This is a genomic window from Pseudomonas sp. Irchel 3A18, assembly GCF_900187465.1.
Taxonomy (GTDB): domain Bacteria; phylum Pseudomonadota; class Gammaproteobacteria; order Pseudomonadales; family Pseudomonadaceae; genus Aquipseudomonas; species Aquipseudomonas cichorii.
Window position 1 is genome coordinate 20,256 of record NZ_FYDI01000008.1, and the last position, 24,226, is coordinate 44,481.

A 24,226-nucleotide genomic window follows, 5' to 3' on the forward strand; every position below is an offset into this window, starting at 1 on the left:
GATGGGAATGAATATGACCTCAACTGTAGAACCGGGCCTCGATGTCCTGGATACCTTGCTGGGCATCGAGCCTGAAACCGGTCTGTACAAGGTGCGCCATGCCCGTGACAAAGTCGTGGCGGCAACGCAGGGCAGTCATGAGCTGTTTTTCGACCCGGCGCTTCAAGATAATCTGTCCCTCGTCGAGCGTCTGCTGGTGGCGTATTACGCCAGCCATCTGACACCAAACGCCTTGCTGGCAGGCTACTACCTTGAGCAGTTGCAGGTGCTGAATGTCGAACCGGAACTGGTGGCCGCCATTGATTCCGGCTCCATCGAAGCGCTCAGCGATGTGCGTCTGTCGGCGATTCTGGTGTTCACCCGGACCTTGATCGAGTCGCCGGTCGAAGGCGATCGTGCTGCTTTGCAGGTCCTGCAGGCCGCGGGTCTCTCTTCGTCTGAAATCGTGGTGCTGGCGCAGTTGATTGCGTTCCTGTCGTATCAGGTACGGCTGGCGGCCGGCCTTGGTGCCTTGTCAGCCATGGGAGAAGCACAATGAGCGAGCCCATTCGCAGCAACGGATTTACCAACGAAGTGTTGGGCTGGAAGGCCTGGTTGCCCACGGTGCAAGTGGACAGCGCCACGCCGGAGCAACTGGCGGTGCTGGAAGAGAGCCATCCCCAGGCCAAGACGTCGGATTACTACCTGACACTGGTCCATCAGCCGCAGATCCTGCGTCAGCGGTCCGTTGCGTTCAACGCGATCATGTATGCGCCGGGCGGTTTGTCCCGTGCGGAGCGCGAACTGGCCAGTACCGTCGTGTCACGAGTCAATCAGTGTGTTTATTGTGCTTCAGTGCATGCCCAGCGTTTCGAGCAACTGGCCAAGCGCAATGATGTGATTGCGCAGATATTTGCCGATCCACAGACGTCGGGAACCACGGAACGGGAAAAGGCCATTGTGCGCTTTGCAATTGATCTGACCCTGGCCCCGGCTGCCTTGGGCGCCGAACATATCAGGCCGTTGCGTGAGCAGGGGCTCGATGATGGACAGGTACTGGATCTGATCCACGCCATTTCCATTTTTGCCTGGGCCAACCGGTTGATGCTCAATCTGGGTGAGCCGCTTTATCCAGCAGTGTGAAAGATTGTTTCATTTTTGATAAAAAACTTTGTCCGAGTGTTGTACAAAATTACCGCTGTAGTATAGCTTTTACAGCAGAGCCAGCTGGCGTGGCGCTGACATTGCCGTTTACGGTATAGACCACGCCACTGGCTCTTCCATCTTTCTACCTGTGGGTCATCCCGCAGGCACCACAGAGGCTTCACATGATCGCGTCGCGCTGGTTGTGGCTGGTGCTTCTGCTCAGCGGCAGCGCATTTGCCGATTGGCGTGAAGCATTGCCTGATTCCCGTGTCGTCGGTTCCGGCGACTTCAGTGTGTTTGGATTCCGTATCTATTCGGCCCGTCTTTGGAGCCCTGCAAAGCCGTTTGTGGCGGATGCTCCCATGGCGCTGGAGCTCACTTATCATCGCGACATCGACCGGGAAGACCTGGTGGATGCCAGCATCGATGAGATCCAGCGTATTTCCGGATCTGCCGTCAGCGATCAGCAGTTGTCCGTGTGGCGTCAGCAGATGCAGCAGTCTTTCGTCGATGTTCAGCCAGGCATGAAAATCACCGGTGTCTACCTGCCGGGACGTGAAGCGCGCTTCTATGTAGGCCCCAAGCTGCAGCATGTGGTCCAGGATAGCGAGTTCGCCAAGGCGTTCTTCTCCATCTGGCTGGACCCCAAGACCCGCAACCCCGATTTACGTGAGCAATTGCTGGGTAAATGACGCCTCAGTAAAGCTTTTATGAATGTGTCCTTCGTTGACCAATTGCCAAACAAAAAGCCCAATGAAACCAGCTGTTTCATTGGGCTTGTGTCTTTAATGAGTTCTTTGTGTTTCAGGCCGGTATCACTTCTGTCGTCCTGGTAACTAGCCGCCTGTCATGTTCATGAAACGCACGACCTGCACATTGTCATCAAGCGTGAAGTTATGGCTCCATGGTTTGAGCTGCATGGCATCGACTATGGCCTTTTCCAGCTTTTGGGGCTGGCCGGGGTTGGCCCGCAGCACGGCTTTGAGGTCAACCGAATGCTCGTTGCCCAGGCACAGCAGCAGCCGGCCTTCAACCGTCAGGCGCACGCGGTTGCAGGTGCCGCAGAAGTTATGGCTGTGGGGGGAGATGAAGCCGATGCGAATATCAGGGGCTTCGGCCAGACGCCAGTAGCGTGAAGGGCCCTGGGTCGAGTCGGTGGACGAAACCAGTGTGTAGCGCTCGGCGATGCGCTCGCGTACCTGATCGCTGGAATAGAACGACTCGGCGCGGCTGTGTTCGCTGATGATGCCCAGGGGCATTTCCTCGATAAAGGAAACGTCCAGCTTGCGGTCGATAGCAAAGGCCAGCAGATCATTGATCTCATGATCGTTGCGGCCTTGCATCACTACGCAATTGAGCTTGGTGTGGGTGAAACCGGCAGCATTGGCAGCGTCGATCCCGGCAATCACCTTGCTCAGATCGCCGGTGCGTGTCATTTCCCGGAAACGTTGCGGGTCCAGACTATCAAGGCTGATGTTGAGGCGAGTGACCCCGGCGTCGAACAGCGGCCTGGCCAGTTTGTCCAGTTGAGAGCCATTGGTGGTCATGCACAGTTCCCGCAGGCCGGGCAGGGCGGCGATGCGCTTGCACAGGTCGACGATACCGGCACGTACCAGCGGCTCGCCACCGGTCAGGCGTATCTTGCGGGTACCCAGGGCAACGAAGCGTTCGGCAATCTGGTGGATTTCTTCCAGGGACAGGATCTGCTGGCGAGGCAGAAATGTCATCTCTTCGGCCATGCAGTACACGCAGCGAAAATCGCACCGGTCGGTGACCGACATGCGCAGATAATCGACTTTGCGTGCAAAACGGTCCATCAGGACGGGATCTGACATCTCACCTTCTCAATATGCTGTAGCCGTAAGCTTGCTGAGTCCAATTGCCGCAGTCCAATCGCTTGTGATGATGACATGATCGACTGGATCTATGGCGTCTTGCTATCGCCTGCCGAGCGACGTTCGTAATGCTCCAGCAAAGGCTGGATGCTAATGCCATGCAGCAGGATACTCAACGCAACCACCGACAACGTCATCCCTATGGCGGTATGGACTGCATCTTGCGGTAAACCGTGGGTCAAGGCAAAGCACAGGTAATAAAGGCTGCCGATTCCACGTATGCCGAACCAGCCGACCAGAGCCTTCTGGCGCCGGTCCAGCAGGCGTCTGCCCACCAGCAGCCAGACGCTGGCCGGACGAATGATGCAAAACAGGGCCAGACCCAGACCAACGGCTCGCCAGTCCCAGTACAACGCCAGAGCTGCCCCCAGCAGGGTAATCAACAGTACCTCCATGGAGCGTTCGATCAGACTGCCGAATGCCAGCATATCCCCCATCATGATTCCGGCAGCCAATTGCGACTCGCTCAGGTCCTCGCCCTCGGCGACCGTGGCCTTTTCCTGATTGGCGGTCATATGGCCAATCACCGGCTGAGCAACATGCTCCGAGGGAACGTGGGATTGAGTGATGCGCGCCTCTGCCTGTCTCAAGCCGAACCCTGCAGTGAATACCGAGAGAAAACCAAAGGCGCCTGCGCCTTCTGCCACCACGTAAGACAAGGCAATCAAGGCCAGTGCGAGAAAGTCATTGGGTGAAGTGGTGCTGTCTGAATTCCTGATCCGCAGGAAGATCATCAGATGCCCGACGCCACGGCCCATGCCGTAGCCGATCAACATGCCGGCCGGTACGCCCCAGACCAGACTCTTGAGTACCCAGTGCTGAATCCATCCGGCTTCCAGCCCGCCATTGCTCATATACAGCAAGGCAAAGATCACGAACGGAAACGCCGTGCCATCGTTCATGCCTGCTTCGCCGGAAAGTCCGAAGCGCAGGCGGTCCTGATCCTGGGCATTGGTCACTTGAACCAGCCCGGCCAGCACCGGATCGGTGGGCGAAAGCATGGCACTCAGCAGCAGCGAGATGCCCCATGACAGACCGAACAGGTAATGCGCAGCCAGGCACGTACCAGCAATCGTGGCAAGCATCACCGGGCCGGCCAGCCAGTACGCCGAATGCCAGGCTTTGCTGCGCAGCGGCTGTCGCAACTTGATCCCGGTATTGAACAGCGAAAACAACACTGCAACCTCGGTCAGACGCTCCAGCCAGTGCCTGGCTTCATGGACGTCCAGCTTCAGCATATCCAGCCCCATCGGCCCAATGGCGAAACCGAACGCCAGGCACACCGCCGACGTCGTGACTGGCAACCAGCGCAAAAAGGATGAGGTCAGTGCCAGTAGCATCAACAACGCGCCGAGCACAGTCATGCAGATAGTGAAGCTCATGGAATCACGCCCATCGCCATATCGTCCTTAAAGTAGGGCGCATGAGGGTGTGACTGTGGGGTGGCGGGTTAGTTGAAGGAATCTGACAGTGGGAGACGCGAATGAGTGGTGCGGGACGCCAGCGCACTCATTCGCGCTGAGTTTCAGCGCTCGATGCTGCGACTCCAGCGTGCATTCCACTCGGGACGAATCTGGTTGACCTGATCCCAGTCAATGGTCACGGCGGTTTCCAGGTATTTCTTCATGGCCTGGACCTGATCGCGGGTCTTGTCAGTGGTGGGCGTATTGGGGTTGGACGGGATCTGGTCGCCAAGCTCCAGGGCCGGGGCCTGAGCTTCGGCGGTCAGCAGGTAGGCTGCCAGCTTCTGGGTCAGTTGCGGCTGGTTGTTTTTGGCGATGGCACATTCGGCGACGTTCAACACCACGGCGCCTTCCCTGGGCTGTGCGTATTCCACGGGCACACCCTTGATTTTCAGGGCCGTGACCTGAGTCGGTGTCAGGGGAAATAGGGCGGCCTCGTCGGTCTGTACCATCTCGGAGATTTTTGCCGAACTGGCGATGTATTCCAGCACGTTGGGGCCAATGGTTTTCGGCCAGGCCTTGAAGCCGGGTTCGACGTTGCTCTCGGTGCCGCCCTGGATACGGTTGAACATCAGAAAGCCATGCAGGCCAAAGGTCGAGGATGCCAGTGACTGGAACACGACCTTGTCCTTGAAGCGCTTGTCAGCCAGATCCATCCAGGAAGCAGGAGCGCTCCAGCCTTTTTCCTTGAACATGCGGGTGTTGTAGGCCAAGCCTGTCACACCCAGGCTCACGGCGGCAGCCTGATCCTTGATTCTGGCCTGAGGGGGCAATTCGGCCAATGCCGCGCTGGGTTGCAAGGTATCGCACAAGCCCATGGAAATGGCCCGATACATGATGCCGTCATCAAGGAATATCAGGTGCATCTGCGGATTGTCCTTGCTGGCCTGAACCTTGGCCAAGATGTCCGAAGAAGTGCCGGGCACGATCACGACCTTGACGTTGTTGGCCTTTTCAAAAGCCGGCAGCACATGATCGGCATACAGGCGCTCCATGGTTCCGCCGTTCATGCCCAGGTACAGCGTCGTTTCAGCCAGTGCAGGCTGCGAAGCGAGCAGGGCGGTGAGTGGCAGGCATGACAGGCCTGAGAGTGCGATACGTTTGGCAATCTTCATTTGGGCGACCTTCCTCTGTGTATTGGAATGACGTTGCTGGCAAGTACGGGGGTAATGGCTGGTGTTTCCGGGATCTGGAAGCGGCCGATGGAAAAGGCTTCGATGGCAATCGATGACCGACCATGGCAGACCCATTCGGCCAGGGCTTCGCCAGCTGCCGGACCAATCTGGAAGCCCGCGCCGGCAAAGCCGAAGCCGTGCAACAGGCCGGGTTGGTGCAGACTGGGGCCGAGCACCGGTTCACGGTCGGGCAGGTAGCCCTCGGTGCCGCTCCAGGTGCGGATGGCGTGGGCGCCAGCCAGTGGCGGGTAGAGTTCGACGGCGTTGCGCAGGATGTCCAGAATCGCTGCCTGTCCCGGTCGGGCGCGCAACGGGTCCTGGGCGAATCCCTGACCGCCGCCCAGGATGCAATTGCCTCTGGCCACCTGCCTTGCATAGATACCGCCACCTTCGACCCCGGTGCTGACATCCATGAACATGGGCAGTGGTTCGGTCACCAGCATGGCGGGATAACCCGAATACATGGGCACGGGTTCACCGAATTGTGCCGCCAGCGTACCTGCCCATGCACCGGCGCAATTGAGCAGCCAGGGAGCGCGCAATTGCAGGCCACTGGCTGTGCGGACGATGAACGCCTGACTGTCATGTTCCACGTCGATGACCTGAGCCTGCTCGAAGATCTGCGCACCTGCCTTGTGCGCCGCACGGGCGAAGGCCGGTGATACGAGGCGCGGGTTGGCATGCCCGTCGTCCGGGCACAGTGAGGCGCCTACGGCGACATCACCGGCCCAGGGGTAGCGAGCCAGCAACTGTGTGCGATCAAGCAGTTGCAGGCCCAGGCCAAAGGCCCGGCTGGCTTGTTCGTAGGCGCGCAAGGCATTCATGTCCTGTTCGTTGCGGGCCAGTTTCAGGTGCCCGGAACGCACGTACTCACCGTCACTGCCGATCAATTCATGCAGGATTCCCCATAGCTCGTGGGCCCGCTGTGACAGAGGCAGTTGGGACAAAGGCCGACCCTGGCGCCTGACGCCGCCGTAATTGACTCCGCTGGAGTGTGAGCCGCAGAAGTCACGCTCCAGCAGCGTTACCCGCTTGCCCTTGAGTGCAAGCATCAGCGCAGCAGAGGCGCCGACGATGCCGCCGCCAATGATCAACGCATCGGTTTCCATGGGGCGGCTCATGCTTCAGTCTCCAGGCCGAACGGCAGCGGTTTGATCGGAGCCTGGCCGCGCAGTCGACCAATGTTGTCCAGCCTGCGATGGCTTTCCCGGGCAATGATTTCCGCCGCAGCCATGCCACACATGCGGCCCTGGCAACGCCCCATGCCGACCCTGCACATGGCCTTGACCCGATTGATCTCCCAATGGCCTTCTTGCACTGTGGCTCTGATCTCGCCTGCGCTGACTTCTTCGCAGCGGCAGATGATGGTTTCGTCGGGCACTTTGGCGGCCCACTCGACAGGGAACGGGAAGGCCGTCTCCAGTCCCAGGCGAAAGTGCTCGATCTTCTGCAGTCTGCTTTGCAGGGTTGAGAGGCGGCCCTGGTCGATAGAGTGCCCGCTGTCTTCAAGCAGGCTCAGTGCTGCCAGCTCTCCGCTCATCTGTGCAGCATCGGCGCCCATTATTGAAGCACCATCACCTGCCAGATAAACGCCTGCGACGCTGCTGCGTCCCGCATTGTCGCGTGTCGGCAGCCAGGCCCGGTTCAACGGGCTCCAGCCGAATGTGCAGCCGAGCATATCCGCCAGTTGGGTTTCGCTGCGCAAGGCATGGGCAAAGGCCACGGCATCGCACGTCAACTGCTTTTGCTGGCCCTTGTGTTGCCAACGCACGCCAGTGACGCGCTTCTCACCTTCGATACGCTGCAGTGTCGCGTCCTGATGCACCGGTATGCCATGAGCCGTCAGCCATGCCCGGTAATAAAGGCCTTTGGCAAGGGTGGCCGGTTGATTCAGCAAGGCAGGCAAGGCCCGGCATTGTGCGCTGAAGGGGGCGCTATCGAGCACGGCCACGACTTTGGCCCCGGCCTTGGCATATTGATAAGCCACCAGATAGAGCAGAGGGCCACTGCCACCCAACACAACGTTTTCGCCGATGGCACAGCCCTGATACTTCAAGGCGATTTGCGCAGCGCCCAGGCTGTAGACACCTGGCAGTGTCCAGCCTGGAACGGGGAGAATGCGATCCGTTGCACCGGTGGCGACAATCACTTGAGAGAAGTCGATCTGCCCGGCACGCAACTGACTCAGGGTGTCGAGCCTGCCGTTTTCGGCATTCCAGACCAGTGTCTGCGCACGATAGTCGATGCTGTCGGCCAGATCGTCCATGGCCTTATGCACTGTAACCGCCTTGCCTGCTTCAAAGCCGTACAGGTCCTTGGGTGAGCGCTTGAAGTTCTCCGGCTGGCGGCGATAAATCTGCCCGCCGCCGCGCAGGCCTTCGTCGATCAGGCAGGGTTTTACGCCATGTTCGAGCAAGGTCTGCGCCGCCCGGATGCCAGCAGGGCCTGCGCCGATGATGACGACCTTTCTGAGGTCAGTGTCTGTGCTCATGACTGACGCCCCGGTTCGCGACTGACTATCTGGTCGGCTTGCAACAGGGTCGAGCAGGCCCGCACCCGCTGCCCGTCTCCCAAGCGTACCCAGCATTCCTGGCAGGCTCCCATCATGCAGAACCCTGCACGGGGTTCTGCACTGAAATCGCTGCCGCGCAGATGCTCGCTCGCCGTCAGTACGGCGGTCAGCAATGTATCGCCTTGCAACCCGCTGGCGGGCTGGCCATCCAGGGTGAAGGACAGGGCCGGACGGTCGAGTTCGACCAGTCGTTTCAGCAATGCCATTGAATATGCGCTCCGGGCCTGAAGTTAATGTTTGCCGACCAGTACGCGATCCAGGCCATAGACCCGGTCGAGCAGAATCATGGTGGCGGCGGTCAGCGCAATGACCAGCGCGGAAACGGCGGCCATCATCGGGTCGATGGATTCGGTGGCGTAGACGTACATGCGCACCGGCAGGGTCTGGGTCGCTGGCGAGGTGACGAAGATCGACAGGGTCACCTCGTCGAAACTGTTGATGAATGCCAGCAGCCAGCCTCCGGCGACGCCAGGCAGGATCATCGGCAGGGTAATCTGGCGAAACAGCGTGAAGCGGCTTGCACCCAATGACTCGGCAGCCTGTTCGGCGCTGCGGTCGATGCCGATGGCGGCGGCGATCACCAGTCGCAACACATAAGGCGTAATCACCACCACGTGGGCCAGGATCAGCCATGTAAAGCTGCCATTGACACCCATCAGCGCAAACAGTCGCAGCATTGCCACGCCCAGCACCAGATGCGGAATGATGATCGGCGACAGGAACAGCGCATTGAGAAAGTTGCGCCCCGGGAACTCATGGCGAGTGATGGCCAGCGCAGCAGGCACGGCAATCAGGGTGGCCAGCGTGGCAGAAACGAAGGCCAGCATCAGGCTGTTATAGAACGAGTCGATGAAGTCCGCCCGCTCGAAAACCGCCTTGAACCAGCGCAGCGAGAAGTCGGTGGTGGGCAGGCTCAGGGTGTTTTCCGGGGTAAAGGCCACCAGGCATACAACCACCAGTGGCGCGAGCATGAACACCACGACCAGCGTATGAAATGACAAGGCCAGAGGACCGTTCTTGGACATGGATCATTCCCCCAGGGATTTTTTATAACGGCCTTCGATCATGCGATTCCACGACAGCATGATCAGCAGGTTCACCAGCAGCAGCGCCACCGCAATGGTCGCGCCCATGGGCCAGTTCAGCTCCGAGAGGTATTGGTCGTAGATCACCGTGGCGACCATTTTCAAACGTCGACCACCCAGCAGGCCGGGAATTGCGAAGGAGCTGGCGGCCAGCCCGAAGACGATCAGAGTCCCGGACAGCACGCCTGGCATGACTTGAGGCAGAACCACCAGGCGCATGACTTTGGCCTGGCTTGCACCCAGCGACAGGGCAGCCTGTTCGGCAGCCGGATCGAGCTTTTGCAGCGAGGTCCAGACAGGAATGATCATGAACGGCAGCATCACATGCACCAGGGCGATAATGACGGCGAACGGCGTATAGAGCAGCTTGACCGGGCGTCCGCCCATGGCCTGGATCATTTGATTGATCAGGCCGTCGGCACCTAGCAGCAGGCTCCAGCCAAAGGCGCGGACCACGACTGAAATCAGCAGGGGAGTGAGGATCAGAATCAGGAATATCGAACGCCAAGGCGTACCCATTCGACTGAGAATGTAGGCTTCCGGCACACCGATCAGCACGCAGAGCAGGGTGACCAGCGCACTGATCCAGAAGGTGCGCAGAAAGATTTCGTAGAAGTACGAATCAGTCAGGACGGCGATGTAGTTGGCCAGTGTGTAGCTATCGTTTTTGACCCCGACTTCGTAGTCGAAAACGTTGAACGACAGCACCAGTGTCAAGCCAAGAGGCAGGATCAGCAGGCCGATGAACAGCGCCAGTGCGGGCGCTGACAGCCAGTAGCCACGCCCGCCCTGGCGTATTTCCTTCAGCGGGCTCATGGGTGTACCTCATCGGTATCGAGCACGCGCAGCAGTTCGGTCTGCCAGTCCATGCCAACGGCTGAGCCTTCCGGCAGCGGCGGCTGGCCATTGTTGCGGCGTACAACGGTCAGCTCGCCAATCTCGGTTTCAATGCGGTACAGCCATTGGCTGCCAAGAAAATAACGGGTGACTATCCGGCCTTGCAGGCGGCCTGTGCCGGGCTCTGTCAGGTCGATCTTTTCCGGGCGCAGGCTCAGGGTCAGGGCACCCTCACCGCCAGCCACCCGCACCTGAGGCAAACCGCTTTCATCCAGATCACCCGACAGCATGTTGGCCTTGCCGACGAAGCCGGAAATGAAGCGCGTGCGTGGGTGCTCGTAGAGTGTGTAAGGCTCGTCGATCTGGGTAATACGACCGGCCTGCATGACAACAACACGATCACTGATGGACAGCGCTTCGGCCTGATCGTGGGTGACCATCAGCGTGGTGATCCCGACCTCATTCTGGATGCGTCGGATTTCGAACTGCATTTCCTCGCGCAGGTTGGCGTCCAGGTTGGACAGCGGCTCATCGAGCAACAGCACGGGCGGCTCGATAACCAGCGCCCGGGCCAGTGCGACACGCTGACGTTGCCCGCCTGACAGCTCGCGAGGATAGCGAGCGGCATGCTGACTGAGGCGAACCAGCTCCAGTACCCGGCTTACTCGCCGCTGAATATCTGCCGCTGGCACTTTGCGCATGCGCAGACCAAAGGCGACATTGTCGGCAACGCTCATGTGCGGGAACAGCGCGTAGCTCTGGAACACCACGCCCAGGCCTCGGCTGCTGGGCTTGGCATGAGTGATGTCGCGACCGTCCAGCACAATGCGTCCGGCGCTGACGTCGACAAAGCCCGCGATCATTTGCAGGGTGGTGGTCTTGCCGCAGCCTGAGGGGCCAAGCAGTGAAACGAACTCGCCTTTTTCTACCGCCAGGTGGGTGGCGATGACGGCATCGATGGAGCCGTAGCGTTTTGATAGTCCTTCAAGCTGGAGAAATGCCATATCTGCTTGCACCTTGTTCTACGTGCGTGCCGAAGCACGCGTTTATCGTGGGCAGATGCGAAGTGAGATCATGCAGTTGCGTGGACGGGGTGCTCGCTCTGTGTCGGCTACCGATGATTGTTCAAATCGCCCTTGTGGACCGAGAGTAGGACGAAGGCTAGGATGCACTCAATGGAGAATTTCACTGAATAACATCTTTTTTTGAATTTATTCATTTAATGAATTTAATGTTTGGAAAATTGGCAATGAATTCCACTGATCGGAATGAAGAATCAAAAGAAGTCGGTACAGGTGCTGTTTCCCGCCTGTTTGCCGTGCTGCGTTGTCTGGGCGAATGTCCCGAAGGAGGCGAGCGAGTCACGCAACTGGCCCAGCAAGTCGGCCTTTCCCAGCCCACGACTCATCGCCTGTTGCGCAGCCTTATGGACGAGGGGATGGTCGAGCAGGATGTACTCAGCAAACGCTATCGATTGAGCATCGAGTTCTTCGCCCTGGCGGCCAGGGCCGGTAATGCCGGTAATCTGCGCGACCTGGTACGGCCAGGGTTGTTAAGGCTGTCGGCGTCTCTGGGGGATTCACTGTTTCTGCTGGCGCGCAGCGGTTTTGATGCCATCTGCCTGGACCGCAGCGAAGGGCCATATCCTATACGTACCTTCACCGGCGATATCGGTGGGCGTGTGGCGTTGGGTGTGGGGCAGGGCAGCCTGGCGATCCTGGCCTTCCTGCCTGAGGAAGAGCGCGACACCGTCATTCGCTACAACCTGCCACGGCTCAAGGATTTCCACCTGTACGACGAAGTCTTTCTGCGCTCGGAAGTCGAAAACGTCAGGCGCCAGGGTTATGCAGCCCGTAATACCGGCGCCTTGCCCGGGATGGCAGGACTGGCCGTCCCCATTCTCGATCGCACCGGCCGTGCCGTCGCAGCCTTGAGCGTGGCGACTATCAGCGACCGGCTGGGGCCGGACCGGCTCATGACCGTGGTCGAACTGCTCAAGCGCGAAGCCAGCGCCATCACTGCAAAGATCAACCCGTTTGATCCTTCGCTGAGGCGGCCGAGTCAGGTGTTCGGGTTGGGGTAGAGTGGCCATGTCGTTTTTTGAAGTGTGTAAACTGCAGCGCGAAAAGGCGTGACACCACATGCCAGTCTTACTACTGATCAAGAGATTCTCATGGCCAACCAGGACATCACCTTCACCCCCGATCCCGACGCCACATCCATTTCTTCCGACGTTGCCGGTTTCGGTGGCTTGCTGGTTTCCACCCAGATTCCCACACGCGCCGACGGCAGCCTGGAGCTGGGCGGTATCGTCGAGCAGAGCGAGTGCACCTTGCAGGCACTCAAGGTTGCGCTGGAGCGTGCGGGCAGTTCCATGGACCGGGTGTTGCACCTGACCATCTACCTCACCGACATGGCTGACCGTGCTGCATTCAATGAGGTCTACCAGCGTTTCTTCGCCAAGCCCTGGCCAGTGCGTGCCGCTGTCGGCGTGGCAGCTCTGGCGGTTGAAGGGATGCGAGTGGAAGTGACGGCGATGGCGGCCAAGGCATAACGCCAGTAAGAGCGTATTCATTCGCGAGACGTCATTGAAGGCGATACATCTTCCTTGGATTTCAACGCGCCTCTCGCGAATGAATTCGCTCCTAGGGCGCCAAAGATTCAATGCGCCACGCTTTCAGGCGACCCCGCCCACAAATGGTCCAGGTTCTTGAAGCCCCAGCTCTTCGCGCACTCGCGGCTGACGATTCTGTCCTCGCCAGCCTGTATGGAGAGATCTATCAGGGTATGGGCAATGGGCATCTTGCACAGGGCCGAGTAGAACACCTTGACCTTGGGTGTCAGCAGTGAAGCCTTGTTCTGCTCCATGACGATGCCCAGGTTGCCGCTTTCCAGACGCACCAGTGAGCCCACCGGGTAGATGCCGACGCATTTGACGAAGGCCTGGAATATCTTCTCGTCGAAATGCCCGGTCCATTCGGCCATTCTGCTGATGGACTCTGCCGGGCTCCAGCAGGTCTTGTAAGGGCGGTCGGAAGTAATGGCGTCGTAGACGTCGCAGATGGCACCCATGCGTGCAAACAGGCTGATCTGTGAACCGGCGAGCCGGTCGGGATAGCCGCTGCCATCGAAGCGTTCGTGGTGGTGCAGGCAGACATCCAGCACCCTGGGGCTGAAGTGTTTGCTTTCGCCCAGTAACTGGTGGCCGATTTCCGGATGCTTGCGCACGATTGCAAATTCCTCGTCGCTGAGTTTGCCGGGCTTGCCGAGAATGGCCGCAGGTATCGCCAGTTTGCCGACATCGTGCAGCAGGCCTGCCATGCCGGCTTCCTTGACCAGGCTTTCAGGCAGTGCCAGTTGACGTGCCAGGGCAATCATCAATCCGCCCACCGCCACCGAATGCATGTAGGTGTATTCATCCGCCGTTTTAAGGCGGGCCAGGCTGAGCAGGGCATCGGGATGACGGGCCAGGGAGTCGGAAATATCGTCGATCAGGTCACCCATGTCTTCCAGTTCCGCGATCCTGCCCATGCGTACATCGCTGAAGATTCTGACAACGGCGGCTTTGGAGCGGGCGCAAAGCTCCCGGGCGTAGCCGATTTCTTCTTCCAGCGCGCAAGTCTGGTCCTGGCCATCGGTTAGTGAAGGGGCCTCTGAGAGGCTGACAGGTTGTATATCAAGCCCCCGGCTGCCATCGATCCACAGTTGGGTGATGCTGGAGTTGCGGATGCGTTGCAGATCGCTTTCATGCTTGAGCAGAAAGCTGCTGGTCCAGAAGGAGTGGTCGGCGCGCAAGCCGCACAGTTCGTGGACATACATGCCGAGGCGAAGCTCGGTGACGGGAATGTGTTTCAGCACGATAAATACCTGCTTTGGCTTGATCGTGAATCAGCAGAACATTCATCCCTGTAGTGTTCAGACGAGTTCGATAGTTAGACAGAGAACCGGGAAACCAGTCGGTTCAGATCGACAGCCAGTCTTGAAAGCTCCTGGCTTGCAGTTGAGGTCTGATCGGCAGCCGAAGAGCTTTGCACCGACAGGTCCCTGATGCTGACCAGGTTCTGATCGACGGACCGCGCTACATGGGCCTGTTCTTCGGAAGCCGTAGCGATCAGCAGGTTGCGTTCGTTGATCTGGGAAATGGCAGTGGTGATTTCCTTTATCGCGGTCCCGGATTCCTGGGCGATCAGCAAGGTGGCATCGGCTTCCTCACTGCTTTGCTTCATGGATTGCACAGCCAGAGTCGAGTCCTTCTGGATGCTCTGAATCATCTGCTCGATTTCCTGGGTCGAGGATTGAGTGCGATGAGCCAGTGCCCGGACCTCGTCGGCAACCACTGCGAAGCCACGACCCTGCTCACCGGCACGGGCTGCTTCGATGGCCGCATTGAGTGCCAGCAGGTTGGTCTGTTCGGCAATGGCGCGAATGACATCCAGCACCTTGGTGATGTTCTGGGCCTGATTGGCCAGCCCTTCGACTTCTGTGCTGGTGCGGTCGACCGTAGAGCTGAGTTTTTCGAGTGCATTTATGGTCTTGCTGACGCATTCCTGCCCGGTCTTGGCCGAGCGTTCCGAAGCCTGGGTGGATTCCGAGGCAGATACCGCATTGCGGGCAACTTCTTCGATGGCGGCAGTCATCTCATTGACGGCAGTGGCTGCCTGTTCGGTTTCCATGGATTGACGCTGGATGCCATGTGTCGATTCCTGAGTGATCGAGCTCATTTCCTCTGCCGCCGAAGCCAGGAGGCCGGAGGAGTCGGAGATATGCTGGATGGTACTTTTCAGGCTGGCGAGCATGGTTGCCGTTGCACTTTGCAATTCGGTCAGTTCATCGGCACCGGTAATTTCTACGTGCGTACGCAAATCGCCTTCGGCAATGCGTTTAGTGGTTTCAAGCAGAGCCTTGACGGGGCGGGCAACGCTACGGGTAAACACGGTCGCGACCAGTACAGTCAGAATAACGGCGATAACAATAAACGCGATGGTGACGGTCAGTCCGTTTTCATAAGCCTTGTTTGCCGTGTCACTCGACTTTTCCGCGCCTTTGACATTGACCTCAATCAAAGCCTCTATGGACGATTGCAGGGCCTTGGCCTGTGGGCTGCTGGTGTCGCGGATAAAGATGAATAGTTCGTTGTTGGTCTTGGTCTTGCTGAGTTCCATCAACTCGTCGATCTTGGCGGTATAGGCCTGGACATTGGTTTTGACCTGACGATAAGCCTGTTCTTCGGTTTCGCTGGATACCATGGGAGCATAGCTGTCGGTTATCTGAATCAATGCGTTTTTCAGACCCTTCAACTTGTCGATGGACGCGCTGCCCTGTCTTTCTTCGTCCATCACGAACCGCCGGGCATCCAGGCGGTAGAGCAGGCCAGCGCTTTCGATCTTGCCTGCCTGCCTTACGCTGGGCAGCAGATCGGTCTGGAACTTGCTGACCGAGTCATGCAGGCTGTCCATCTTGTAAATGACCGTTGTCCCCAAGCCTATAAGAAGCAGGCAGATAATGCCGAAACTGAGAAAGGCGCGGGTGTTCAATCGGATATTTCTTGTTTTCATTTTTGGATCCTCTTTGCTCACCATAGAGCAGCAGCCAACATCAATCGCATGGCAACGTAATATCACTGTAGGTGCTGTGATGTGAAAAAAATATAGTGAGTGCAGAAAACTTTTATTGCGTAAAAGCGGTATCAATTGAATCTATTAATTCAAGTTTTCTGGAACGTAGACGTGAGGGGTCGATAGACAGTTTTGAGGTTAACTGTCTATCGCTTTGGAGGGTTATAAAGTTTCACTCTAAAGTGAATGAGAGTAATTAATGCGGTGTCATTAATTTGCCGTCAATTATTAAGTGAGTTGTTCTGGAGCAGGGAAAATCATCGTGAAGCGGGTATAAGTGCCCGGGGTACTTTGTACGCTTACATGGCCTTCATGCAGGCTCATGATGGAGCGCACGATTGCCAGCCCCAGCCCGGTGCCGCCCTGATGCCGCGAACGACTGGCATGCACTCTGTAAAAACGGTCGAACAGGCGTGGCAGGTGCTCGGCCTCGATGCCTTCTCCGGTGTTGCCGACACTGAGCGAAACCTGACCCTGTTGCTGTTCGAGGCTGATGCTGATCGTACTGTCTTCAGGGCTGTGCCTGATGGCATTGGAAAGCAGATTCGAGATGGCGCGCTGAATCATAAGGCGCTCTCCGTTTATCCGGGCGCGACCTGTCACCTGCAGGGCAATGTTCTTTTCCTCGGCTGACAAGGCAAAGAGTTCCACTACCTTGCTTACTTCTTCATCCAGATCGATTCGGCTGAAGGCGATGGGGGCCAACGGCTGGCTGACGCTGGCCAGAAACAGCATCTGAGACACCATGCGTGACATGCGCTCCAGTTCTTCAGTGCATGACTCAAGCACCTGCTTGTACTCGTCGGGTGGTCTTTCCCGGGACAGCGTCACCTGGGCTTTGCCCATCAGGTTGTTCATGGGCGAGCGAAGTTCATGGGCCAGATCGTCCGAGAACTGTGTCAACTGTTGAACATCACTGTCCAGGCGGTGCAGCATGAAATTGATCGCATGGGCCAGATTGCTCAGTTCATCAGGCAAGTCGCTGGTCTTGACCCGATGCGTCAGATCCCGGGCCGATATCATTTGCGCCACCTTGCGAAAGGCCCGCAACGGTTTGAGGCCGCGATGCACCACCCACCAGGCGACCGCGCCCACCAGCAGCAGAATCAGCGGCAAGGCGATCAGGGTCGAGGTCATGTAAGACTGCAGCAAGTCAGTATCGCTTTGCCGGTCGAGAGACAGCAGGACGGTAACCTTCTCCTTGTCGCGCAAGGGCACCAGCCTTGAGGCAATCAGTACCTTGCCGGTGTCCGGGCTGTCGGCGTTCATGGCCAGAATCTGTTCTGCCGTCGCAGGGCCCATGCTGAACAGCACATGTGTCGGCTCGGCCGGATCGATGATCGCCAGACTGAAATCGTCATGGCCCATGATCTGGTCGCGCAGATTATGGGGGTTGAGCATGATATCTGCGCTGCTGGCCGTCTCGGTCAGACTGTGCTCGATCTGCTTGAGCTTTTCTTCAAGGCTGTTGCTGGCCCGCAGATCCAGTTGGCGCGAGATGGCCAGTGAGGCCAGCGTCGCCATGACGATCACCAGGATGGCGCACATCAGGCTGACGGTCAGCCCCAGTTGCATCGATAGCCGCGTGGGCTTCATTCCCGGGACTCCAGCACATAACCCACGCCGCGCAGGGTATGAATCAACTTGTTATCGAACGGGTCATCGATCTTGGCCCGCAGGCGCCTGATGGACACCTCCACCACGTTGGTGTCGCAATCGAAGTTCATGTCCCACACCAGAGAAATGATCTGGGTACGTGACAGAACCTCGCCGCTGTGGCGCATCAACAAATGCAGGAGTGCGAACTCCTTGGTGGTCAGGTCAATACGCTGCTTGCCCCGGAATGCCCGGTGTCGGCCCTGATCGAGCTCCAGGTCCGCCACTTGCAGCACCTGAGGCACATTGGCCTGCTCGCTGCGGCGCATCAGGGTGCGAATCCGTGCCAGCAGTTCGGGAAACTCGAACGGCTTGACCAGATAGTCGTCGGCTCCCGATTCCAGGCCTTTTATCTTTTCATCGAGACGGCCGCGGGCAGTGACGATCATGACCCGGGTATTACTGGTCTTGCGCAGTTGTGCCAGAACATCCCAGCCATCCATGCCCGGCAGGTTGATGTCCAGAATGACCACGTCATAGATCTGTTGCTGGGCCAGACAAAGGCCGTCGATTCCTGTCGTGGCAACATCGACGATATAACCGCTTTCGGTCAGACCCTGATGCATGTATTCGGCAGTTTTAGGCTCGTCCTCGACCACAAGGATTCGCATGGTTGAATATCCTGTTTGAATTGAGTCAGTGGATGCTGAAGCGAAAGGATTCTGAAGTCTGTAGCGACTACAGAGTCAATGCTGATGTGTTACTTACTTTAAGGCCAAAGCGCCGCACTTTTTTCAGATAACGAAATTGTAATTTTCCAGCAACCCCGCTGATAACTGCCATTCCCTAAAGTCCCTGCGTCAACCCCGGCAGCTCATGCTCGCCGGTGCAATCGCCGCTCAGGCGTGGATCATGCAAGTGGGGAAGTACAACGTGCGCGGCTATCGAATCTTGAACAGTTCACCGGGCGGCAAACCCGGCAGAATGAAAATGGGCTTTGCCTGTGTGCTGTTCCTGGCGTTTTTCAGCCAGAGCGCGACGGCAGCGCAATCGCAATCCATCACACTGTCCGACGCTCTGGACACGGCCTTTTCCATGAATCCGGATCTGGCTGCCGCTCGCAGGGAAATCGACATCGCGCTTGGGGAGCGGCAGCAGGCCGGGTTGATACCCAATCCTGAGCTGTCCTGGGAGATGGAGGACACCCGCAAGTCCACCAGCACCACAACCATCGCCATCAGTCAGGCGCTGGAACTGGGAGGCAAAAGAGGCGCTCGTGTCGATGTCGCCAGCCGTGGTCAGGATGTCGCCGCACTTGAGCTGGAGCAACGTGGCAATGCCTTGCGTGGCGAAGTGATTCAGAGCTTTTATGCAGCCTTGCGAGCCCAGGCCGGGCTGGATCTGGCGCTGGAATCCCAGACACTGGCCGAGCGAGGACTCAAGGTTGCCGAGGGTCGTATCCAGGCTGGCAAGTCGTCGCCTGTAGAAGCCACCCGGGCTCAGGTGCAACTGGCCGAAACCCGTCTGCAGGTGCGTCAGGCGCAGATCGCCAAATCGGCTGCCTGGCGTGAACTGTCTCAGATCATGGGCCAGTCGCAGACCTCTTTCGAGCGCCTGCAGTCCCCGAATCTGTCGCCGGGCAAGGCGCCTCACGGGCCAACCCTGTTGAATCAAATCAAACAGACCGCCGAGCTGCGTCTGGCCGAAACCCGCATCGCACTAGGCGAGGCGCAACTGGGTTCGCAGAAGGCGCAACGTATTCCAGACCTCACCGTCAGCGTGGGCAGCCAGTACAGCCGTGAAGACCGCGAGCGGGTCAATGTGGTCGGCTTTTCCGTGCCGATTCCATTGTTCGATCGCAATCAGGGCAATGTCCTGGCGGCCGCGCGACGTGCCGATCAATCCCGAGACTTGCGCAACTCCGTGGAGTTGAAGCTGCGCACCCAGACGCAACTGGCGGTCGATCAGTGGGACACCGCAGCCCAGGAAGCCGAGGCGTTCACCAAGGTCATCCTGCCTGCCGCCCAACAGGCCGTCGACACCGCAACCCGCGGTTTCGAGATGGGCAAGTTCGGTTTCCTGGAAGTGCTCGATGCACAGCGCACCTTGATTTCTGCACGTAGCCAGTATCTGGAGTCGTTGGCCCGCGCGGCTGATGCACGGGTCGTCATCGAACGCATTTACGGCGACTCGGGCCGTTTCCTCACTCAACTTCAATAGCCAGCGGTGGCCAGCGGCAGGGGCGTAAAGCCCTGAGTGGCCAATCAGGAGTCTTCATGAATAACAAACGCAACATTGCCGCTGCGACGGCAGTGGTGGTTCTCATTGGCCTGGGCAGTCTGACCCTGGGCGGCGGTCAGTCTTTCTCCAATGCTTCTTCCGAACATGCCCATGACGATGAAAAGGAGTCGTCTCACGGCCAGGAGAAAGGCCATGAAGGGGAAGGTCATGACGATCACGGGGATGAGCCAAAAGGCAAACCGGCCGACAAGGACGAGCATGACGATGAAAGCCATGGGGAAGAAGGGCATGGAGAGGAGGGCCATGAAGAAGAGGGCGCGCTGGAGTTGAGCGAGGCCCAGATCAAGGCGGCGGGCATTGAGCTGGGTGTGGCCGTTTCTCGCCAGATGAGCACGTCCGTCTCGTTCCCCGGTGAAATCCGCTTCGATGAGGATCGCACCTCTCATGTGGTGCCACGAGTCAGCGGTGTCGTGGAAGAGGTGAAAGCCGATCTGGGGCAGCAGGTCAGAAAAGGCCAGGTTCTGGCGGTGATTGCCAGCCAGCAGGTCTCGGAGCAGCGCAGTGAGTTGAGCGCGGCGCAGCGTCGGGTCGAACTGGCCCGCCTGACATTTCAGCGCGAGAAAAAACTCTGGGAAGACAAGATCTCGGCCGAGCAGGATTACCAGCAGGCGCGTCAGGCCTTGCAGGAGGCCGAAATCGCCCTGAGCAATGCCCGGCAGAAAGTCAGTGCCATGGGGGCTGCCGGCAAAGCCACTGGCAATCGCTACGAACTCGTTGCGCCTTTCGATTCCGTGGTCGTTGAAAAGCATCTGGGGCTCGGTGAAGTGGTCAGCGAGAGCAGCAACGTTTTCACGCTCTCGGATCTCTCCCGTGTCTGGGCCACCTTTGGTGTGACGCCCAAGGATCTGGACAAGGTGTTGGTCGGGCGCAATGTCAAAGTCAGTTCACCCGATATGAATGCCGAAGTCGAGGGGCAGGTGAGCTATGTCGGCAACCTGCTGGGCGAGCAGAGCAGGGCTGCGACGGTTCGGGTGAAACTCGCCAACCCGCAGGGCGCCTGGCGGCCAGGACTGTTCGTCTCCGTTGCGGTGGTGGCGCATGCCAGCGAGGTCGCGGTCAGCATTCCCGAAGAAGCGATTCAGACCGTTGAAGACAAGCCTTCGGTCTTCGTACGTACGCCACAGGGTTTCCAGGTCCAGCCAGTCACGCTCGGGCGTAGCGACAGCGGCTATGTGGAAGTGCTCAAGGGGCTGGCAGTCAACACACAAGTTGCAACCGCAGGCAGCTTCGTCCTCAAGTCGGAGCTGGGCAAGGGCTCGGCCGAGCATGCCCATTGATCCGCTACGCACGAGAACTCTTCCATGTTTGAACGCCTGATTCAATTTGCCATAGAGCAACGCATTGTCGTCATGCTGGCGGTCCTGCTAATGGCCGGGCTGGGCATTGCCAGCTACCAGAAGCTGCCCATCGATGCGGTGCCCGATATCACCAACGTCCAGGTGCAGATCAATACCGCTGCACCGGGTTTTTCTCCGCTGGAAACGGAGCAGCGCATTACCTTTGCCATCGAAACCGCCATGGCCGGTCTACCAGGCCTGAAGCAGACCCGTTCGCTGTCGCGCTCGGGGCTGTCCCAGGTCACCGTGATTTTCGAGGATGGCACCGACCTGTTTTTCGCCCGCCAACAGGTCAGCGAGCGTTTGCAGACTGCCAAGGAGCAGTTGCCTGAAAACATCGATGCCATGATGGGGCCTGTCTCAACCGGTCTCGGAGAGATATTCCTCTGGACGGTCGAGGCCAAAGAGGGGGCGCTGAAAGAGGATGGCACGCCATATACGCCTACTGACCTGCGGGTCATTCAGGACTGGATCATCAAGCCACAGTTGCGCAATGTGCCGGGTGTCGCCGAGATCAATACCATTGGCGGCTTTGCCAAGCAGTACCAGATAGCGCCCGATCCGAAAAAGCTGGCTGCCTACAAGTTGACACTCAACGACCTGATCGTGGCCCTTGAGCGCAACAACTCCAATGTCGGCGCTGGCTATATCGAGCGGGGTGGTGAGCAACTGGTGATCCGGGCGCCGGGGCAACTGGTCAATGAACTCGATATCGCCAATATCGTGATTGCCAATGTGCAGGGCACGCCGATCCGGGTGAGTCATGTTGCCGATGTGGTGATCGGCAAGGAACTGCGTTCCGGTGCAGCGACCGAAAACGGTCGTGAAGTCGTGCTGGGTACAGTTTTCATGCTGATCGGCGAAAACAGTCGCAGCGTCTCCCAGGCGGTGGCTGCGAAGCTGACCGAGATCAATCGCTCGCTGCCCAAGGGCGTCGTTGCGGTGACGGTGTATGACCGTACCAATCTGGTGGAAAAGGCTATTGCCACGGTCAAGAAGAACCTGATCGAAGGCGCGATTCTGGTTATCGCGGTCCTCTTCCTGTTCCTGGGTAACATTCGTGCTGCCCTGATCACCGCCATGGTGATTCCACTGGCCATGCTCTTCACCTTTACCGGCATGTTCGCCAACAAGGTCAGTGCCAACCTGATGAGCCTGGGGGCGCTGGACTTCGGGATTATCGTCGATGGCGCGGTGGTGATCGTCGAAAACGCCATTCGCAGGCTGGCCCATGCCCAGCAGCGGCATGGCCGGATGCTGACCCGTTCCGAACGTTTCCATGAAGTGTTTGCAGCCGCGCGTGAGGCCCGGCGTCCGTTGATCTTCGGTCAGTTGATCATCATGGTCGTCTACTTGCCGATATTTGCCCTGACAGGTGTCGAGGGCAAGATGTTCCACCCGATGGCCTTTACCGTGGTCATTGCGCTGCTGGGTGCGATGATCCTGTCCGTGACCTTCGTACCGGCTGCCATTGCCATGTTCGTCACTGGCAAGGTGAAGGAAGAGGAAGGCGTGGTCATGCGTACGGCCCGCCAGCGATATGCACCGGTTCTGGACTGGGTGCTTGGCAACCGTACCCTGGCGTTCGGCATGGCGTTTGCGGTTATTGCCGTTTCTGGTGTTGCCGCCAGCCGAATGGGCAGTGAGTTCATTCCCAGTCTGAGTGAAGGCGACTTTGCCTTGCAGGCCTTGCGTGTTCCGGGCACCAGCCTGACCCAGTCGGTGGACATGCAACAGCGACTCGAGAAAGCCATTATCGAGCGCATGCCGGAAGTGGAGCGCGTGTTCGCCCGTACAGGGACTGCGGAAATCGCCGCCGATCCGATGCCGCCGAATATTTCCGATAGCTACGTGATGCTCAAGCCTGCCGATCAATGGCCTGATCCGAAGAAGTCCCGCGAGGCACTGATTGCCGAGTTGCAGGCCGCCGCTGCCAGCGTGCCGGGCAGCAACTACGAGCTGTCCCAACCGATTCAGTTGCGCTTCAACGAGCTGATTTCAGGTGTGCGCAGCGATGTTGCGGTGAAAGTGTTTGGCGATGATATGGATGTACTGAATCAGACGGCGAACAAGATCGCCGCAACGCTGCAGAAGGTCAGCGGCGCCTCGGAGGTCAAGGTCGAACAGACGACCGGCCTGCCGGTGCTGACGATCAATATCGATCGCGACAAGGCTGCCCGTTATGGCTTGAACATGGGCGATGTGCAGGATGCCATTGCGATTGCTGTCGGTGGGCGTCAGGCCGGCACGCTGTATGACGGGGACCGCCGATTCGACATGGTGGTGCGCTTGTCCGAGAAACTGCGCACCGACGTGAACGGGCTCTCCAATCTGCTGATTCCCATTCCGGCCAGTCCGGGCAGCAGCAATGCGCAGATCGGCTTCATCCCATTGTCCCAGGTGGCGAGCCTGGATCTGGTCCTCGGGCCTAATCAGATCAGTCGCGAGAACGGCAAGCGTCTGGTCATCGTCAGCGCCAACGTACGAGGCCGTGATCTTGGCTCGTTCGTGGAAGAGGCCGGGCAATCCATTCAGGAGCAGGTGACGATCCCGCCGGGATACTGGACCAGTTGGGGTGGCCAGTTCGAGCAGCTTCAATCAGCGGCCCAGCGCCTGCAAATCGTGGTGCCCGTGGCGTTGCTGATGGTGCTGGCGCTGCTGTTCATGATGTTCAACAACCTCAAGGATGGCTTGCTGGTGTTCACCGGGATTCCCTTTGCCTTGACGGGCGGTATCCTGGCGTTATGGCTGCGGGACATTCCATTGTCGATTTCCGCCGGGGTCGGGTTCATTGCCCTGTCCGGTGTCGCGGTCTTGAATGGTCTGGTGATGATTGCCTTCATTCGTAACCTTCGTGAGGAAGGCTTCAGCCTGGAAAAAGCCATCCATGAAGGCGCTTTGACAAGGTTGCGCCCGGTACTGATGACGGCTTTGGTTGCTTCTCTGGGCTTCATCCCCATGGCTCTGGCGACTGGCACTGGCGCGGAAGTGCAGAGGCCTCTGGCTACCGTCGTGATCGGCGGGATCCTGTCGTCGACGATTCTGACTTTGCTGGTATTGCCAGCGCTGTATCAGTGGGCTCATCGTCGAGAAGAATAAGAATTCAAGTTGTTGAAAGGCTCGTGGCGGGTGAACTGCCACGGGCTTTTTTATTTGGGGTTTATAAAGCGTTCAGCGCGATTACAAAATGGTAATTCTCGAGCAACGTTCTGGAAAGTGTCTGAT

At 58.5% G+C, this 24,226-nt stretch carries 21 protein-coding genes; 8 read left to right on the forward strand and 13 right to left on the reverse strand.

The window, feature by feature from the left end:
- Nucleotides 1–13: 13 nt before the first annotated feature.
- The 3 genes from CKW23_RS16725 (at nucleotide 14) to CKW23_RS16735 (ending at nucleotide 1,817) form a co-directional block, all read left to right on the forward strand.
- On the forward strand, nucleotides 14–538 hold the full coding sequence (locus tag CKW23_RS16725) for a CMD domain-containing protein (RefSeq protein ID WP_095068061.1): 525 nt from the start codon (nucleotides 14–16) through the stop codon (nucleotides 536–538).
- On the forward strand, nucleotides 535–1,122 hold the full coding sequence (locus tag CKW23_RS16730) for a peroxidase-related enzyme (protein WP_025259986.1): 588 nt from the start codon (nucleotides 535–537) through the stop codon (nucleotides 1,120–1,122). Before CKW23_RS16725 ends, CKW23_RS16730 begins: the two co-directional genes overlap by 4 nt.
- A 185-nt stretch (nucleotides 1,123–1,307) precedes the next feature.
- Nucleotides 1,308–1,817: a chalcone isomerase family protein gene (locus tag CKW23_RS16735; RefSeq protein WP_025259987.1), complete on the forward strand. Its 510-nt coding sequence runs from the start codon at nucleotides 1,308–1,310 to the stop codon at nucleotides 1,815–1,817.
- A gap of 144 nt (nucleotides 1,818–1,961) precedes the next feature.
- On the opposite strand, the gene moaA is transcribed toward CKW23_RS16735, so the two are convergent.
- The 9 genes from moaA to CKW23_RS16780 all read right to left on the reverse strand — a co-directional run bounded on the left by moaA (nucleotide 1,962) and on the right by CKW23_RS16780 (nucleotide 11,156).
- Nucleotides 1,962–2,960 (reverse strand): GTP 3',8-cyclase MoaA, encoded by a 999-nt coding sequence (gene moaA / locus CKW23_RS16740; protein ID WP_025259988.1) that lies wholly within the window; start codon nucleotides 2,958–2,960, stop codon nucleotides 1,962–1,964.
- An 89-nt stretch (nucleotides 2,961–3,049) separates the two neighbouring features.
- Nucleotides 3,050–4,402 carry a sodium:proton antiporter gene (locus tag CKW23_RS16745; RefSeq protein WP_095068014.1) on the reverse strand — a complete coding sequence of 451 codons (1,353 nt, stop codon included), beginning with the start codon at nucleotides 4,400–4,402 and terminating at the stop codon, nucleotides 3,050–3,052.
- 143 nt (nucleotides 4,403–4,545) lie between these two features.
- On the reverse strand, nucleotides 4,546–5,598 hold the full coding sequence (locus CKW23_RS16750; protein ID WP_025259990.1) for an ABC transporter substrate-binding protein: 1,053 nt from the start codon (nucleotides 5,596–5,598) through the stop codon (nucleotides 4,546–4,548).
- On the reverse strand, nucleotides 5,595–6,779 hold the full coding sequence (locus CKW23_RS16755; protein WP_025259991.1) for an FAD-binding oxidoreductase: 1,185 nt from the start codon (nucleotides 6,777–6,779) through the stop codon (nucleotides 5,595–5,597). Before CKW23_RS16755 ends, CKW23_RS16750 begins: the two co-directional genes overlap by 4 nt.
- The gene (locus CKW23_RS16760; RefSeq protein WP_095068015.1) at nucleotides 6,776–8,149 is read right to left on the reverse strand and encodes an NAD(P)/FAD-dependent oxidoreductase; all 1,374 of its coding nucleotides are present in this window, start codon (nucleotides 8,147–8,149) and stop codon (nucleotides 6,776–6,778) included. Before CKW23_RS16760 ends, CKW23_RS16755 begins: the two co-directional genes overlap by 4 nt.
- Nucleotides 8,146–8,436, reverse strand: a complete 291-nt coding sequence (locus CKW23_RS16765) for a (2Fe-2S)-binding protein (protein ID WP_025259993.1) — start codon at nucleotides 8,434–8,436, stop codon at nucleotides 8,146–8,148. Before CKW23_RS16765 ends, CKW23_RS16760 begins: the two co-directional genes overlap by 4 nt.
- 24 nt (nucleotides 8,437–8,460) lie before the next feature.
- On the reverse strand, nucleotides 8,461–9,255 hold the full coding sequence (locus CKW23_RS16770) for an ABC transporter permease (protein ID WP_095068016.1): 795 nt from the start codon (nucleotides 9,253–9,255) through the stop codon (nucleotides 8,461–8,463).
- Between the two features lie 3 nt (nucleotides 9,256–9,258).
- On the reverse strand, nucleotides 9,259–10,131 hold the full coding sequence (locus CKW23_RS16775) for an ABC transporter permease (protein ID WP_025259995.1): 873 nt from the start codon (nucleotides 10,129–10,131) through the stop codon (nucleotides 9,259–9,261).
- Nucleotides 10,128–11,156 (reverse strand): ABC transporter ATP-binding protein, encoded by a 1,029-nt coding sequence (locus CKW23_RS16780; protein ID WP_095068017.1) that lies wholly within the window; start codon nucleotides 11,154–11,156, stop codon nucleotides 10,128–10,130. Before CKW23_RS16780 ends, CKW23_RS16775 begins: the two co-directional genes overlap by 4 nt.
- 245 nt (nucleotides 11,157–11,401) lie before the next feature.
- Here CKW23_RS16780 and CKW23_RS16785 point away from each other — a divergent pair, with 245 nt between their 5' ends.
- Both CKW23_RS16785 and CKW23_RS16790 read left to right on the forward strand, forming a co-directional pair.
- Complete coding sequence (locus CKW23_RS16785; RefSeq protein ID WP_095068018.1) at nucleotides 11,402–12,235, forward strand: IclR family transcriptional regulator; 834 nt, start codon at nucleotides 11,402–11,404, stop codon at nucleotides 12,233–12,235.
- Nucleotides 12,236–12,325: 90 nt separating this feature from the next.
- Complete coding sequence (locus tag CKW23_RS16790; protein ID WP_025259998.1) at nucleotides 12,326–12,706, forward strand: RidA family protein; 381 nt, start codon at nucleotides 12,326–12,328, stop codon at nucleotides 12,704–12,706.
- A gap of 107 nt (nucleotides 12,707–12,813) precedes the next feature.
- Here the strand turns inward: CKW23_RS16790 and CKW23_RS16795 are convergent, their stop codons facing one another.
- The 4 genes from CKW23_RS16795 to CKW23_RS16810 all read right to left on the reverse strand — a co-directional run bounded on the left by CKW23_RS16795 (nucleotide 12,814) and on the right by CKW23_RS16810 (nucleotide 18,034).
- Entirely contained in the window at nucleotides 12,814–14,010 is a 1,197-nt protein-coding gene (locus CKW23_RS16795; protein ID WP_025259999.1) for an HD-GYP domain-containing protein, read from the reverse strand.
- 74 nt (nucleotides 14,011–14,084) lie between these two features.
- Complete coding sequence (locus CKW23_RS16800; protein WP_095068019.1) at nucleotides 14,085–15,707, reverse strand: methyl-accepting chemotaxis protein; 1,623 nt, start codon at nucleotides 15,705–15,707, stop codon at nucleotides 14,085–14,087.
- Between the two features lie 288 nt (nucleotides 15,708–15,995).
- Nucleotides 15,996–17,363 carry a heavy metal sensor histidine kinase gene (locus tag CKW23_RS16805; protein WP_025260001.1) on the reverse strand — a complete coding sequence of 456 codons (1,368 nt, stop codon included), beginning with the start codon at nucleotides 17,361–17,363 and terminating at the stop codon, nucleotides 15,996–15,998.
- Nucleotides 17,360–18,034, reverse strand: coding sequence for a heavy metal response regulator transcription factor (locus CKW23_RS16810; RefSeq protein WP_025260002.1), 675 nt, complete (start codon nucleotides 18,032–18,034; stop codon nucleotides 17,360–17,362). Before CKW23_RS16810 ends, CKW23_RS16805 begins: the two co-directional genes overlap by 4 nt.
- A gap of 313 nt (nucleotides 18,035–18,347) precedes the next feature.
- Here CKW23_RS16810 and CKW23_RS16815 point away from each other — a divergent pair, with 313 nt between their 5' ends.
- From CKW23_RS16815 to CKW23_RS16825, 3 genes are read left to right on the forward strand one after another with little or no spacing between them, the layout of a single operon-like run.
- Complete coding sequence (locus CKW23_RS16815) at nucleotides 18,348–19,583, forward strand: TolC family protein (protein ID WP_095068062.1); 1,236 nt, start codon at nucleotides 18,348–18,350, stop codon at nucleotides 19,581–19,583.
- A 56-nt stretch (nucleotides 19,584–19,639) separates the two neighbouring features.
- The gene (locus tag CKW23_RS16820; RefSeq protein ID WP_025260004.1) at nucleotides 19,640–20,941 is read left to right on the forward strand and encodes an efflux RND transporter periplasmic adaptor subunit; all 1,302 of its coding nucleotides are present in this window, start codon (nucleotides 19,640–19,642) and stop codon (nucleotides 20,939–20,941) included.
- A 24-nt stretch (nucleotides 20,942–20,965) separates the two neighbouring features.
- Nucleotides 20,966–24,100, forward strand: coding sequence for a CusA/CzcA family heavy metal efflux RND transporter (locus CKW23_RS16825; protein WP_095068020.1), 3,135 nt, complete (start codon nucleotides 20,966–20,968; stop codon nucleotides 24,098–24,100).
- The last annotated feature ends 126 nt before the right edge of the window (nucleotides 24,101–24,226 follow it).

Bases quoted from the DNA above. Each gene is read 5' to 3' on its own strand.
- CKW23_RS16725 (WP_095068061.1), top strand. From the start codon at position 14: ATGACCTCAACTGTAGAACCGGGCCTCGATGTCCTGGATACCTTGCTG.
- CKW23_RS16730 (WP_025259986.1), top strand. From the start codon at position 535: ATGAGCGAGCCCATTCGCAGCAACGGATTTACCAACGAAGTGTTGGGC.
- CKW23_RS16735 (WP_025259987.1), top strand. From the start codon at position 1,308: ATGATCGCGTCGCGCTGGTTGTGGCTGGTGCTTCTGCTCAGCGGCAGC.
- moaA (WP_025259988.1), bottom strand. From the start codon at position 2,960: ATGTCAGATCCCGTCCTGATGGACCGTTTTGCACGCAAAGTCGATTAT.
- CKW23_RS16745 (WP_095068014.1), bottom strand. From the start codon at position 4,402: ATGAGCTTCACTATCTGCATGACTGTGCTCGGCGCGTTGTTGATGCTA.
- CKW23_RS16750 (WP_025259990.1), bottom strand. From the start codon at position 5,598: ATGAAGATTGCCAAACGTATCGCACTCTCAGGCCTGTCATGCCTGCCA.
- CKW23_RS16755 (WP_025259991.1), bottom strand. From the start codon at position 6,779: ATGAGCCGCCCCATGGAAACCGATGCGTTGATCATTGGCGGCGGCATC.
- CKW23_RS16760 (WP_095068015.1), bottom strand. From the start codon at position 8,149: ATGAGCACAGACACTGACCTCAGAAAGGTCGTCATCATCGGCGCAGGC.
- CKW23_RS16765 (WP_025259993.1), bottom strand. From the start codon at position 8,436: ATGGCATTGCTGAAACGACTGGTCGAACTCGACCGTCCGGCCCTGTCC.
- CKW23_RS16770 (WP_095068016.1), bottom strand. From the start codon at position 9,255: ATGTCCAAGAACGGTCCTCTGGCCTTGTCATTTCATACGCTGGTCGTG.
- CKW23_RS16775 (WP_025259995.1), bottom strand. From the start codon at position 10,131: ATGAGCCCGCTGAAGGAAATACGCCAGGGCGGGCGTGGCTACTGGCTG.
- CKW23_RS16780 (WP_095068017.1), bottom strand. From the start codon at position 11,156: ATGGCATTTCTCCAGCTTGAAGGACTATCAAAACGCTACGGCTCCATC.
- CKW23_RS16785 (WP_095068018.1), top strand. From the start codon at position 11,402: ATGAATTCCACTGATCGGAATGAAGAATCAAAAGAAGTCGGTACAGGT.
- CKW23_RS16790 (WP_025259998.1), top strand. From the start codon at position 12,326: ATGGCCAACCAGGACATCACCTTCACCCCCGATCCCGACGCCACATCC.
- CKW23_RS16800 (WP_095068019.1), bottom strand. From the start codon at position 15,707: ATGAAAACAAGAAATATCCGATTGAACACCCGCGCCTTTCTCAGTTTC.
- CKW23_RS16805 (WP_025260001.1), bottom strand. From the start codon at position 17,363: ATGAAGCCCACGCGGCTATCGATGCAACTGGGGCTGACCGTCAGCCTG.
- CKW23_RS16810 (WP_025260002.1), bottom strand. From the start codon at position 18,034: ATGCGAATCCTTGTGGTCGAGGACGAGCCTAAAACTGCCGAATACATG.
- CKW23_RS16815 (WP_095068062.1), top strand. From the start codon at position 18,348: ATGAAAATGGGCTTTGCCTGTGTGCTGTTCCTGGCGTTTTTCAGCCAG.
- CKW23_RS16820 (WP_025260004.1), top strand. From the start codon at position 19,640: ATGAATAACAAACGCAACATTGCCGCTGCGACGGCAGTGGTGGTTCTC.
- CKW23_RS16825 (WP_095068020.1), top strand. From the start codon at position 20,966: ATGTTTGAACGCCTGATTCAATTTGCCATAGAGCAACGCATTGTCGTC.